The organism is Butyrivibrio hungatei (genome assembly GCF_001858005.1).
In the GTDB taxonomy this organism is placed as follows: Bacteria; Bacillota; Clostridia; order Lachnospirales; family Lachnospiraceae; genus Butyrivibrio; species Butyrivibrio hungatei.
The window spans coordinates 968,705-982,030 of the sequence record NZ_CP017831.1; the positions used below are offsets into that span (position 1 = coordinate 968,705).

14 protein-coding genes are annotated in these 13,326 nt (G+C 41.0%); 13 read left to right on the forward strand and 1 reads right to left on the reverse strand.

The features are described 5' to 3' along the window. Positions 1 to 56 precede the first annotated feature (56 nt). Together bhn_RS04720 and bhn_RS04725 are read left to right on the forward strand one after the other, a co-directional pair. A complete protein-coding gene (locus bhn_RS04720; protein WP_236845963.1) occupies positions 57 to 545 on the forward strand; it encodes a CinA family protein in 489 nt (162 codons plus the stop codon). A gap of 17 nt (positions 546 to 562) precedes the next feature. Further along, positions 563 to 1,345 carry a ZIP family metal transporter gene (locus tag bhn_RS04725; protein ID WP_071175605.1) on the forward strand — a complete coding sequence of 261 codons (783 nt, stop codon included), beginning with the start codon at positions 563 to 565 and terminating at the stop codon, positions 1,343 to 1,345. A gap of 4 nt (positions 1,346 to 1,349) precedes the next feature. Here the strand turns inward: bhn_RS04725 and bhn_RS04730 are convergent, their stop codons facing one another. Further along, on the reverse strand, positions 1,350 to 1,892 hold the full coding sequence (locus tag bhn_RS04730; RefSeq protein WP_071175606.1) for a QueT transporter family protein: 543 nt from the start codon (positions 1,890 to 1,892) through the stop codon (positions 1,350 to 1,352). Between the two features lie 168 nt (positions 1,893 to 2,060). On the opposite strand from bhn_RS04730, the gene truA reads away from it, so the two are divergent. The 11 genes from truA (at position 2,061) to bhn_RS04785 (ending at position 13,326) form a co-directional block, all read left to right on the forward strand. Beyond that, a complete protein-coding gene (gene truA, locus bhn_RS04735; RefSeq protein ID WP_071175607.1) occupies positions 2,061 to 2,813 on the forward strand; it encodes a tRNA pseudouridine(38-40) synthase TruA in 753 nt (250 codons plus the stop codon). A gap of 65 nt (positions 2,814 to 2,878) precedes the next feature. Then, positions 2,879 to 4,495 carry a DUF5722 domain-containing protein gene (locus bhn_RS04740; RefSeq protein ID WP_071175608.1) on the forward strand — a complete coding sequence of 539 codons (1,617 nt, stop codon included), beginning with the start codon at positions 2,879 to 2,881 and terminating at the stop codon, positions 4,493 to 4,495. A gap of 3 nt (positions 4,496 to 4,498) precedes the next feature. Next, positions 4,499 to 6,211 (forward strand): ArnT family glycosyltransferase, encoded by a 1,713-nt coding sequence (locus bhn_RS04745; protein WP_071175609.1) that lies wholly within the window; start codon positions 4,499 to 4,501, stop codon positions 6,209 to 6,211. A 125-nt stretch (positions 6,212 to 6,336) separates the two neighbouring features. Continuing rightward, positions 6,337 to 6,999 (forward strand): hypothetical protein, encoded by a 663-nt coding sequence (locus tag bhn_RS04750; protein ID WP_071175610.1) that lies wholly within the window; start codon positions 6,337 to 6,339, stop codon positions 6,997 to 6,999. 117 nt (positions 7,000 to 7,116) lie between these two features. Further along, positions 7,117 to 8,079 (forward strand): polysaccharide deacetylase family protein, encoded by a 963-nt coding sequence (locus bhn_RS04755; protein WP_071175611.1) that lies wholly within the window; start codon positions 7,117 to 7,119, stop codon positions 8,077 to 8,079. A 29-nt stretch (positions 8,080 to 8,108) separates the two neighbouring features. Then, on the forward strand, positions 8,109 to 9,113 hold the full coding sequence (locus tag bhn_RS04760) for a polymer-forming cytoskeletal protein (protein WP_071175612.1): 1,005 nt from the start codon (positions 8,109 to 8,111) through the stop codon (positions 9,111 to 9,113). Positions 9,114 to 9,139: 26 nt separating this feature from the next. After that, positions 9,140 to 9,835, forward strand: a complete 696-nt coding sequence (gene pyrH / locus bhn_RS04765) for a UMP kinase (RefSeq protein ID WP_071175613.1) — start codon at positions 9,140 to 9,142, stop codon at positions 9,833 to 9,835. 27 nt (positions 9,836 to 9,862) lie between these two features. After that, positions 9,863 to 10,414: a ribosome recycling factor gene (gene frr, locus bhn_RS04770; RefSeq protein WP_071175614.1), complete on the forward strand. Its 552-nt coding sequence runs from the start codon at positions 9,863 to 9,865 to the stop codon at positions 10,412 to 10,414. 15 nt (positions 10,415 to 10,429) lie between these two features. Further along, positions 10,430 to 11,143: an isoprenyl transferase gene (locus bhn_RS04775; protein ID WP_071177434.1), complete on the forward strand. Its 714-nt coding sequence runs from the start codon at positions 10,430 to 10,432 to the stop codon at positions 11,141 to 11,143. Between the two features lie 24 nt (positions 11,144 to 11,167). After that, a complete protein-coding gene (locus bhn_RS04780) occupies positions 11,168 to 11,992 on the forward strand; it encodes a phosphatidate cytidylyltransferase (protein ID WP_083385723.1) in 825 nt (274 codons plus the stop codon). 191 nt (positions 11,993 to 12,183) lie between these two features. After that, positions 12,184 to 13,326, forward strand: coding sequence for a 1-deoxy-D-xylulose-5-phosphate reductoisomerase (locus bhn_RS04785; protein WP_071175616.1), 1,143 nt, complete (start codon positions 12,184 to 12,186; stop codon positions 13,324 to 13,326).

The following is a 13,326-nucleotide window of genomic DNA, read 5'->3' on the forward strand; positions in this document are numbered from 1 at the left end:
TTATACTGTGAGTTGGAACTATAATTCAAAAGCTGGTTTATTAGATGGAGAGATCTATGAATGTTCGAGAAAAATACAATCAGATAACCCTTAAGCTGATTGAGAGAGGGCTTACTATCACTACCATGGAAAGCTGCACCTCCGGTCAGATAGCTTCCCTACTTACCGACACAGAAGGATCCTCTGCCGTTATGAAGGGGGCTTTTGTTACATACAGTAATGAAGCCAAGATAAAGCAAGGGGTTCCAAAAGAGATAATAGAAAAATATGGCGTATATTCAGAAGAAACTGCGGTCTCTATGGCAAAAGAGGCTAGAAAAGCCTATGATGCAGATATAGCGATAGGAGTTACAGGAACTATGGGAAACGTAGATCCTGCCAATAACGACAGTGTTCCCGGAACAGTATTTTTTGCTATCTGTACCACAAAGGACATATATTTTAAGCGCTTTGAAGTAGCACCTAAAGAAAACAGGTTGGAGTATAAATTGGCTGCTTGTGATGTCATCGCAGATTGCTTGTTGGATCTGTTAAAAGACATTTGAAAAAGAGGTGAATGATCATGAATATGACAGTTTTACAGGGACTACTTATCCCTTTCCTGGGTACAACACTTGGATCTGCCGGCGTGTTCTTTATGAAAAAAGAAATGAACAAACAGCTGGAAAAATCTCTCACAGGCTTTGCAAGTGGTGTCATGGTGGCAGCTTCCATCTGGAGCCTTATAATTCCTGCAATGGAGGAAAGTTCAGGCATGGGACGACTGGCATTTCTTCCGTCATTTATAGGTTTCTGGATAGGTATATTGTTCCTGTTATGCCTCGACTGCCTGATTCCTCATCTTCATATGCATGCTGATAAGGCAGAAGGTGTTCACAGCAAATTTAAAAGGATCACAATGATGGTTCTTGCTGTCACGCTTCACAATATTCCAGAGGGAATGGCAGTAGGTGTTGTATATGCAGGATTTGTTACAGGTAAAGCCGAGATCACAGCAGGAGGAGCCCTTGCCCTTGCTCTTGGTATAGCAATCCAGAATTTCCCTGAAGGAGCTATTATCTCAATGCCACTTAGAGCGGAAGGTGCCAGCAAAGGAAAGGCATTTTTGTATGGTATGTTATCAGGTGCAGTTGAGCCTGTTGGAGCTCTTTTGACAATAATTGCAGCACCGCTTCTTGTACCATATATGCCTTATTTCCTGAGTTTTGCCGCTGGAGCTATGATGTATGTGGTTGTTGAGGAACTTATTCCAGAAATGTCAGAAGGCGAACATTCTAACATTGGAGTTATCATGTTCGCCCTCGGATTTACAGTAATGATGGCTCTTGATGTGGCCCTTGGATGATAAATTATAGTGTCTGTCTGAAAACAGCGTATTTTCTAGGCTCTAAAGCAAAGATAAGAAGCATTCCAAGTACAAAGCATGAGAAAAATTCTCCAGCGCCTACTGTAAGAGTGAAATAAAGAAGTGTTCCAGGGAATTCATATACATGAATGAGAACCTGAGGAACAACGATCATATTTGCTACGATTGGAGGAATAGGTGCAAGCCATTTGATGGCGCAGTTTCCCTTGTAGAAACCGACATCGGATGGCTCTTTAAAACCATGGGCAATAAAGTAAGTAACCATTGCTCCGATCAAAGTAGCTATTGAACCAAATACAGTATCTAAAAGCATGCATCCGGTAAGTGTGTTACTGATGATGCAGCCAAGGAAAAGCCCTGGGATAGCTGCTGGTGTGAAATAAGGCAGAATAGTAAGTGCCTCTGAGAAACGCACCTGAATAGCATAGTTTGCAAGTCCAAGTGAGTTTGCGAGTAATGTCAATACGACATAAAGAGCTGCTATTACTGCAGCCTGAGTGATGAAAATAACCTTTGTGTTGCGCATAAAATCTCCTTTAGTTTTGTTTAGCGTCAGGAAGGTTTCGAACTGACGTTATTTCTTTTGAACAACGTGTCCTAGTTTATCATCAGAATAAATATTTGTCTACCCTAATGCCGTTAAATATGTTATATATATAGCTAGCGTTATTACGCTACTCTTGAAAGGAAATCCATGAAAAGAAATTATAAATTGCAGATAAGCTATGACGGAACCAGGTTCTATGGATGGGAACGTCAACCAAATAAAGAAATGACAATTCAGGGGAAGCTTGAAAGTGTCCTCACTAAGATGACAAATGCTCCGGATGATGATCCGGTAAACGTGAATGGCTCAGGCAGGACAGATGCAGGAGTCCACGCAAGAGGCATGGTAGCAAGCGTTGTTCTTGACACAGACATGACTGAGGATGAGATTCAGGAATATATGAACAAATATCTTCCTGAAGACATCAGTGTCAATGAGGTAAGGGCTTGTTCAGAGAGATTCCATGCCAGATATAATGCCCTTGGTAAGACCTACCGATATACATGTTGGTATGGTACTTCCAAGCCAGTGTTTGACAGGAAATATGTTCTTGTTCTTGAAGAAAAGCCTGATGTAGATAAGATGCGTGAAGCAGCTCTTTTGCTTATTGGCACTCATGATTTTAAGAGCTTTTGCGGGAACAAGAAAATGAAGAAGTCAACGGTAAGATGCGTTGATGCTATCAACATAGAAGAGAGCGGTAACTATATCAGATTCTATTTCCATGGAAATGGCTTTTTGCAGAACATGGTCAGAATCCTGACAGGTACTTTGTTGGAAGTTGGTTATGGCAACATCCCTGTTTCAGATATCAAGGGCATCCTGGAAGCCTGTGACAGGCAGAAAGCTGGACCAACAGCACCGCCAGAAGGCCTTTGTTTAATGAAGGTTGACTACTGATTTTTCAGCAGATATTATTAATATTACTATCAAATCTTTGATAAATTTTTTATGCGGGGTTACTTATGACAAAGAAAATCTTTTCAGCACTTTCTTACGCACTTATTGGTGCAATTGTAGTTCTAAGTGTCTTTTCTCTAACAGGTACTACAAGCTATGCAGCAGGAACAGGAGCTGTCTCTATTGGATCAGCTTCAATTGCAGGAGAGAACGTAGTAGTTACAGTATCTGCTTCTGACATACCAGCCAGTGATGATGGCAAGTATTATCTTTTTGCAGAAAAAGTCTATCAGGGAACCGTTGCAGGTGCGCCGGTAGCATCAGTGCCACTTGGGGCCAATGCCACATTCTCAATTCCACTTGGAAACAAGACAACTTCATGTCATCTCTATGACAAGTTTCAGGTAGCTGTCCTTCAGGGTGGAGCTTACGTTCCTGTAACTGGAGCTCGCTATATCACCAACCCTGAGGCTCTTGCTTCTAATTCACCAGCTCGTAAGAACAATGGTAAAAAAGGCCTTATCCTTGACGGCGCCAAGATCGGTAACGGCAACACAGAGGCTTCGCAGCTTGGTGTTCAGCAGGCTGCTTACAACATCAACCTGGAAGATGTTATCGGCGGTAACGGACAGGTTATCTATGAATACAATGGTAAGACCTATTATTTTGATTCATCTTACCTTAGCCAGTATGACCACTGCGTCAGAACATGCACTCAGCAGGGCATGGGCGTTACGATGGTTCTTTTAAACCCAAGAGCAGCAGGAGAAGAGTTTATGATCTCACCTAGCTCAAGAGGTGGAAGAGCTACATACTATATGATGAACACTTCAGAGGATAAGGGACTTGAGTACTTAGAAGCAGTTGTTTCTTATCTTGCCTTTAGATATAACGGAGCAAATGGCCAGGGACAGGTTGATAACTGGGTAATTGGTAATGAGGTCAATGCCAAGAATATCTGGAATTATTCAGGAGTTTCAGATCTTATGACTTATGCTCAGCTCTACGCAGATGAACTCAGAGTATGCTACAATGCTATTAAGAGCAGAAATGCCAATGCCTATGTATGTGTGAGTCTTGATCAGAACTGGACACATATCCACAATCCAGGAAGCTACTACTCAGCAAGAGCTACCCTTGAAGCGATCAACTCCTGTATTACAGCGCAGGGTAACATTGACTGGGCCCTTGCAGAGCATCCATACAACTATCCAATGACATGGACAAGCTTCTGGACACCAAAGAATGCAACAACAGCGGCTATGACTACTCATAGTATTGACACTCCATATCTTTCAATGGAGAATATTGAGCAGCTGACAGATTACATGTGCCAGCCGGCTATGAGAAATTCGAAGGGTGCTGTCAGACCTATTCTCTTAACAGAGGTTGGTTACTCATCAACTCAGGGAGAAGAGGCTCAGGCTGCAGCAATCGTATATGCTTATCAGAGAGTTGCAACCAACCAATACATCAAGCTCATTGCATTTAACAGACAGACCGATTATCCTTTGGAAGTATCCCAGGGACTTGCAGTAGGTCTTACAAGGCAGGATGGCTCAAGAAAGCTTGCTTTTGAATATTATCAGCAGATGAATGGACCAAACGCAGGTGCTTATATTCAGAAATCTGCTGCACTTATGGGGATTGCTGATTGGAACGCAGCAATGAATGCGAGATAAAACATGAGAATAATTGATTACTACAATTATATAGCTACAGCTGCATGCATCTTTACCGGTGCAGCAGCTGTAATTATTTGCAAAAAAAACAATATGAAGGATCTTTCTGCCAGGGCAACGACGATCATCTTAGCAGTGATCATGTTTGTTGCTGCTTTTTTAAGACTCTACAGATTGGGAGCTATTCCATATGGCCTTCATCAGGACGAAGCATCACTTGGCTATGAGGCTTATAGCCTTGCAACATACGGAATAGACAGAAATGGATATCCTTTTCCTGTTTATCCTATTACCTGGGGGTGCGGCGGTGGAAGTCCGCTTATGATCTACCTTAATGCCATTAGTATCAGGCTTTTTGGAAGCGGAGTTGTTAAACTCAGGCTGCTTCCTGTTATTTCAGGTATCATCACTGTGTTTTTGTTTTATCTCGTGGTAAAAGAGCTGACAGATAATGCGAAAGCTACCCACAAGAATATGATCTCACTTTTTGCAGCATTTTTCCTCGCTGTATGTCCGTGGCATGTGATCCTTTCAAGGTGGAGCCTTGATGCTAATATCATGCCACTTAATATGTGCATTGCAATGTATCTTTTCATGCTTGGTATCAGGACCAAAAAGACCTATGTCTATGTGCTGAGCGCTATAGCCTACGCTATCTGTATGTATAGCTATGGATCAGCTACTATCGTTGTGCCAGTTCACCTGCTTCTTCTTTGTATCTTTTGCCTAAAGAATAAGCTTTTGAACCTTAAGCAGCTCATAGCTTCTGGAACTGTATTTTTAGTGGTGTTCCTGCCACTTCTTATTTTTTACATGGTCAATTATCTGGGACTTCCAGAAGTGTTTGCAGAGCATTTTACCATCAATAGATTTACAGCATCCAGAAGCGGAGAGGTGTTTATTGCACTTGATTCCTCACTTCCAGCAAATCTGTTTGATAATCTCAAGGTGTTTTTCAAGGTTATTACTATCGGAGATGACACAGATATGCTGTGCCACTTTATTCCAGGCTATGCAACGCTCTTTGAGTTCACATTTCCTATCACATTCATTGGGATATATGTGACTTTTAAGGATGTCTTTTCAAAGAAAAGCAAGGACTCTGCAGAGAAAAGAGCTATCGACTTTGTTTGGCTTTCAATGCTGATCGCGTGCTTTATCATGGCGCTAGTGATAGTGACTGATATCAGCAGGATGGTAATGATGTTCCTTCCGCTTATCTACTTCTTTGTTAAGGGCTTTGGTTTTGTTCTTGAGAGGACTGCCAGGGTGTTTGTGGTTATCCCGGTTCTTTTGCTGTTTGCTGCCATATCTTTTTCTAAGGACTACTTCCTTGACTACAACAATGTGACTGGCAATCTCTTCATGCCAGGTTACGGTGAAGCCATTGAAAGAGCCTATGAGATAGCAGGAGATGAAAGACCTATATATTCAACCTATGACGGCTTATCAGCTCCATTTATGCTGGCCCTTTATTACAATGATTACGATGTTAACAGGTTCTATAAGACAGTTAATTACAAGGATCCCTATGGAGAATTCAGAGTCGCAGATAGCTTTGGAAACTTCATTTTTGGGCTACCACAAGATATAGATAATGCAGATGCAGATAATGCGGTTTTTGTTTTGACTGAGTCAGAATTTGAGGCATTTCATAACGCAGATTCGTACTCAAGCGAGCACCTTGGAGGGTACTGTATCCTGCATAAACACTGAGGTTAATTCTTTTTTTAGAAAGCTTAAAAAAGGATTAAATATACTCCTGACCTATCGAAAAAAATCGTTATTTCTAAGATAATATTCTTACACACAAAAAATCTTTTGTTGGTGGAGGAATATTTATGAGAAAACAATTTCTTTCTTTAGCTGTCACATTGGGAATGTCTATAGCATTTCTTTTAAATGTGAATCATTGTGTGACTCCATCTGCAGTTGTATATGCTGCCGAAGAAAAGGCAGAAGGAATAAGAATTGATGAAGAGTATCTTGTACCTGATATTTACGGCTGGTGTACTTACTATATTTTAGTTGCTACTAACGAAACTGGTGAAGATATCGCTATTTCATCGGATTTTGTAGCAATCGATGGAAATGGAAATGTTCTTTCCAAGGTTCATGATTATTTAGATGCTGTCAGAAACGGTCAGCAGTTTATATTATATGGCCAGTTCCTAAACGAAGATATTGACGCAGCCTCAGACTATGACTATTCATTTGATGTAAGAACGACCGACAAATGCTCATATTCTATGATATCTGTAGATGCCAGCAGGAATGACAGGTACCTGGAAGTTAGTGCTACAAACTATTCTGAGAGTGATATTCAGGGAGTTGGCGTCAGGACTGTTTTTATGAAGAACGGAAGAGCAGTCGGTTTTGATGCAGTCAACATCGCTGATTATGGCTATACCTTCTACGGAGGCAGTACCAATTCTCAGATCTTGGGGTACAATACCAAGGACTATGATAATTACATTTTAACGTATGCTTCAGCTAGAAATTAACGAGCTTTTTAGTGAAAAAAAGTTAAGGCCAATCCTTCTGGATTGGCTTTTATAATGAGAAAAACTATGCTATACTATACACTGGTTATACACTATTTTTGAAAGAGATTTGTAGTAATGGCGTCAGGAACTGGAGAGAGAAAGCAAAAGAAAGTTTACAGTAAAAAGATACAAAAGTTACGAAGAGCGATTGTTTTTACTGTAGTTGCTGCTTGCCTGATTCCTACGTGCATTTGTTTGATATTAGCTGTCAGATACGACAGACTTAGGACCAAATACGAGAAAAGTGAAGCTGACCTTAATTGGTACAGAGACAGATATGGCGATGAGAAGTCCATTTTAGCGGCTTCGGATTCGGGAGATAGTGGAGGAGATACAAGCGCTGAGTACGGCGAAATCCAGTGGGATTATGGTGTTGCCAATACCAGCGGAGCTCAGAACCCTGAAGATATTGAGGGGACGAGGTATGTCTATCTTACTTTTGATGATGGCCCTAGCTCTTCAACTGGAGAGATACTTGATATATTAGATCAGTATGGTGTCCAAGCTACCTTCTTTGTTTGTGGCAAGCCAGATTCCAAGTATACAGATTTATATAAGCGAATTGTGGATGAGGGACATACTCTTGGTATGCACTCCTATAGTCACAGTTACAAAGATATATATGCGTCACTTGATTCTTTCAAAGATGATTTCAAGAAGATCAAGATCTTTTTGTATGATACGACGGATGTTGATTCCATATTTTACAGATTCCCTGGTGGAAGTTCCAATAAGGTCATCAAGGATGATATAGCAGAGTATGAGAAATTTCTTGATGAACAAGGCGTAACATATTTTGACTGGAATGTATCTGCCAATGATGACAAGGCAGGGGCTACAAAGGAAACAGTCTACAACAACATCATAAGTAATATACCTAAGTACAAGCATTGCGTAGTGCTCATGCATGACGCGGCTGACAAGAAGTACACAGTTGAGGCATTACCTGAGATCATAGAAGCGATCCAGGCAATGGATGACACAGTGATAGTACCGATAACTGAGGATACGTTACCGGTTCAACATATCAAAAAATAATCTAGAAAGTATGAATGGAGGATGTCAGGATGGGATTTTTTTCTGAGTTAAAGAGCGATCTATCTCAGGCTGTAAATACACTCATGCCAGAAGATAAGCTTGCAGAAGCAGACAATCTTGATAAAGAAAATCAGAAAGAAGATTCTGCAAAAGAGTTAAGACCTGAGAAGGTCGATATCGACAGCATGTTGAATCGTCTTGATGATATTAAACTTGATGATATCGGATCTGCAGAGGATGAAGAGAAGGTATCAGAGGAAGTAGAAAAAGTAGAAGAGATAGTTGATGAGTCAGTTGCAGATGAACCTGAGACAGTTGAGCCAGAGGAGTCTCCGGTTGAAGAGACTGTAGAGGAACCAGCTAAGGAAGCTGAAGACGAGGTTGCAGAGATCGAAGAACTCGAGCAGAAGATCGAAGAGCAGACAGCTGTTGAGACAGCATTTGAGGAACCTAAGAGTGCAATTGAAGCTATCAATTCACAGCACATTGATGAGTACATTGCAGAGAGCAATGTATCAGATACAACAACTAATTATGGGGGGGAAGAGAATATGGAATTCGAACAGCAGACACCAACAGATGAAACAGCTAGCATTACTGAAGGAATGGTCATTAATGGTGACATTCAGACAACAGGATCACTTGATCTTGTAGGAAAGGTTACAGGTAACATCCAGTGCCTTGGAAAACTTAATGTAACAGGTGAGATCACAGGTGATTCAGAAGCAGCAGAGATTTATGCTGAGGCAGCAAGAATCACAGGTGAAGTTAAGAGTAAGGGTAGCGTAAAGGTTGGCCAGAGCACAGTTATCGTTGGTAACATCTTTGGATCAAGCGCAGTTATCGCAGGTGCTGTTAAGGGCGACATCGACGTTCACGGACCAGTTGTTCTTGATACAACAGCTATCGTAATGGGTAACATCAAGTCTCAGTCAGTACAGATCAACAATGGTGCTGTTATCGAAGGTATGTGCTCACAGGCATATGCTGATGTTAATCCATCAGAGTTCTTCGAAGGACTTAAGAATAAGTAATTTTTATCAAGTAAAATGGAGATATTATGAGAGTATTATTAAAACTCAGCGGAGAAGCGCTTGCTGGTGATAAAAAAACAGGCTTCGATGAAGAAACCGTAAGAAAGGTAGCACTTCAGGTCAAGCAGCTTACTGATAAGGGAACACAGGTAGGTATCGTTATCGGTGGCGGCAATTTCTGGAGAGGTAGAACCAGCGAGAACATTGATCGCGTTAAGGCTGATCAGATTGGCATGCTTGCTACAATCATGAATTGTATCTATGTATCAGAAATATTCAGAAGTGAAGGTATGATGACTAACATCCTTACTCCTTTTGAATGTGGATCATTTACAAAGCTCTTTTCAAAGGATCGAGCAAACAAGTATTTCGAAAAGGGTATGGTTGTATTCTTTGCAGGCGGCACAGGTCATCCATATTTCTCAACTGATACAGGAGTTGTTTTAAGGGCTATTGAGGTAGAGGCTGATTACCTCCTTCTTGCTAAGGCAATCGACGGAGTATATGACAGCGATCCAGCCAAGAACCCAAATGCTAAGAGATATGACACTATTTCAATCGATGATGTAGTTGCTCAGAATCTTCAGGTAGTAGATATGACAGCTTCTATCCTTGCAAGAGACAATAAGGTTCCTATGAGAGTATTTTCTCTTCAGGAAGAAAACAGCATTGTGAAGGCAGCAGATGGAAATTTCAATGGAACAACAGTTACTGTTGACTAATGATTGGAATTTTAAGGAGGAATAGGTATGAACGAGAAATTAAAAGAATATAGCGAAAAAATGCAGAAATCCTTCGACTTTCTTAAGGAGGATCTTGCTTCTATCCGTGCTGGAAGAGCTAATCCACACGTACTTGATAAAATCAAGGTAGATTACTATGGTACACCAACACCACTTAATCAGGTTGGTAACATTTCTGTTCCAGAGGCTAGGATCATTCAGATCGCACCTTGGGACAAGGCTCTTATTAAGGATATTGAGAAAGCACTTATGACATCAGAGCTTGGTATCACTCCAAGTAATGATGGTGCTATCATCAGACTTGTTTTCCCAGAGCTTACTGAGGAACGCAGAAAACAGCTTGCTAAGGATATCCGTAAGAAGGGTGAGGACGCTAAGGTTGCAGTTAGAAACGTAAGACGTGACGGTAACGATGCGTTAAAGAAGCTTAAGGGCTCAGATGTTTCTGAGGATGAGATCAATGATCTTAACGAGGAACTTCAGAAACTCACTGACAAGTTCATCAAGGATATTGATGCAGCTATTGAAGAAAAGAATAAAGAGATCATGACGGTATAAGCTATGGAAGAAGTTATGAATGTACCTGAGCATGTGGCTATCATCTTGGATGGTAATGGAAGGTGGGCCAAGGAAAAGGGAATGCCTCGAAATTACGGACACATGCAGGGAGCTAAAGCTGTTGAGGATATCTTGGTAGATGCCAGAGACATCGGTATCAAGTATCTTACAGTTTATGCATTTTCAACAGAAAACTGGACTCGCCCTGAGGCAGAGGTTTCTGCCCTTATGACGATCTTGCGTAATTACTTAAAGACCAGTATCAAGAAGTCAATGAAAAACAATGTGCGCTGCCGAGTTATCGGTGAGCGCAGTGCTCTTTCAGATGACATCCAGAAAGCTATTGGTGAACTTGAAGAGGCAACCGCTGGCAATACAGGTCTTACATTTACTATTGCCATTAACTACGGCAGTAGAGATGAAATTACACGTTCAGTTAGAAAGATTGCAGAGAAGGTCAAGGCAGGAGAGGTTCTCCCAGAGGATATATCTGAGAAGATGATCGCTGAGAACCTTGATACAAACTATCTTCCTGATCCAGATCTTCTTATCAGAACATGTAATGAGCAGAGAATTTCCAATTATCTGCTATGGCAGTGTGCTTATACGGAGTTTTACTTTACTCCTGTGGCATGGCCAGATTTTAATAAGGCTGAGCTGCTCAAAGCTGTAGAAGCTTACAGCAAGAGAACCCGCAAGTTTGGCGGCCTCAAGACAGATCAGATCTAAAGATAATAAGGCTAGGACTAAATATTGAAGACAAGAGTTATTAGTGGAATCGTTATTGCCCTGGTACTTGCTGGAGTGCTTATTCCTGGGGGATATCTGTTGGCAGCGGTTCTGACAATAGTTTCATTTATCAGCTATTTTGAACTCACAAGAGCAACAGGGGTTCATGAGGACAACAAGAAAGTTAATGCACTGGAAGCTTGTGGCTATGCGTCGATCATTGTTCACTACGTACAGATGATACTTGTAAAGAGTCATAAGTATTTTGTCTTTTCTATCTTGTTTGCTTTCTTTCTAATAATGGTATGCTATGTGCTTAGTTTTCCTAAGTTCAAGTCAGTTCAGGCGGTGGCAGCATTTTTCTGCTTCGTTTATGCCCCTGTCAGTATGTCTTTTGTATACCTGCTTAGAATGAGACCTTATGGGCAGTACTTTGCTTGGATTCCTTTTATTGCCTGGGTATGTGACACTTGCGCATATTTTGCAGGAAGGGCTTTCGGTAAGCATAAGCTGGCACCTGTTCTTTCCCCAAAGAAGACTATAGAAGGCTCAATTGGAGGAATTCTAGGTTCTGTGATTGTGGGAGCAATATTTGGTTATGTGCTTTATGTAAATGCAACTCATGATAAAGCAGTCATCTTTGTGCTTGTGATTATAACATTCGTAGGAAGTATCATAGCTCAGCTTGGTGATCTGCTTGCTTCAGGAATCAAGAGAGATCATGAGATCAAGGACTATGGCAAGATCATTCCTGGTCACGGCGGTATAATGGATCGTTTTGACAGTGTAATATTTGTAATTCCTTGCGTATACTTTTTAGCAGCAGTGCTATTTCCACTTATGCAATAAAAAAGAAGTGATCAGTTTTCTGATCACTTCTTTTTTTATTGCATGTAATATCACTTCAATTTAAGCTCTACAGCCTCTTCCCCACCAGCAAGCATTTAGCCTTGTGAATTGAAATAGTTCTTTGTATAGGAAAAAAAGCTCCTAAGTGGTATAGTAAGAGGTAGTTTATTTTTTTAAGGATAGGTTATTTTATGAAGAGAAAAATAGTACTTTTGGGCTCTACTGGTTCAATTGGAACCCAGACTTTAGATGTAGTTAGAAATAATAATACTGAACTTGAGGTAGTGGGACTTGCTGCCAATAGGAGTGTAGATGCTGTTGAGAAGCAGGTCAGAGAATTTAAGCCGAAGTATGTCTGCATGTTTGATGAGAATGCTGCAAAGGACATGAAAGACAGACTTGCTGACCTTGATGTAAAGGTTTACGGAGGAATGGAAGGTCTTTTGGAAATTGTTTCTGTTCCGGAAGCAGACACTGTACTTACAGCTGTTGTAGGTATGATCGGTATTAAGCCTACTATCAGAGCTATTGAGAGCGGCAAAGATATTGCTCTTGCCAATAAAGAGACACTTGTGTGCGCAGGCCATATCATCATGCCACTTGCTGCAAAGATGGGAGTTAAGATCCTTCCAGTAGATAGTGAGCATAGCGCAATTTTCCAGTCTATGAATGGTGAGCCTAAAGATAAGGTAGAGAAGATTCTTTTGACAGCCAGTGGCGGCCCATTTAGAGGTAAAAAAAGAAGTGAACTTGAGAGCATGACAGCTGCGGACGCACTTAAGCATCCAAACTGGGATATGGGACCAAAGGTTACTATTGATTCTTCATCTTTAGTTAATAAAGGACTTGAAGTAATGGAGGCAAGATGGCTCTTTGATGTATCACTTGATAATATTCAGGTTCTGATACATCCTCAGAGCATTATTCATAGTGCAGTTCAGTACTGCGATGGAGCTGTTATGGCGCAGCTTGGTGTGCCTGATATGAAGCTTCCTATCCAGTACGCACTTTTTTACCCGGACAGAAGACCTATGGCTGAAAAGAGACTTGATCTCTTTGAACTTGGAAGTCTTACTTTTGAAAAGCCTGACACTGACACCTTTAGAGGACTTAAGCTTGCCTTTGATGCTGCTTATGCCGGCGGCAGCATGCCTACAGTATTTAATGCTGCAAATGAGATGGCAGTTCGCAGATTTTTGAAGGGGGATATCAGATATCTTCAGATCTATGATATGATCGAGGAAGCTATGAGACATCACAAGAAAATAGAAAATCCTGATGTGGCAGCTATCCTTGCTGCAGAAAAAGAGACTTACGACTTCTTGGAGGCATAA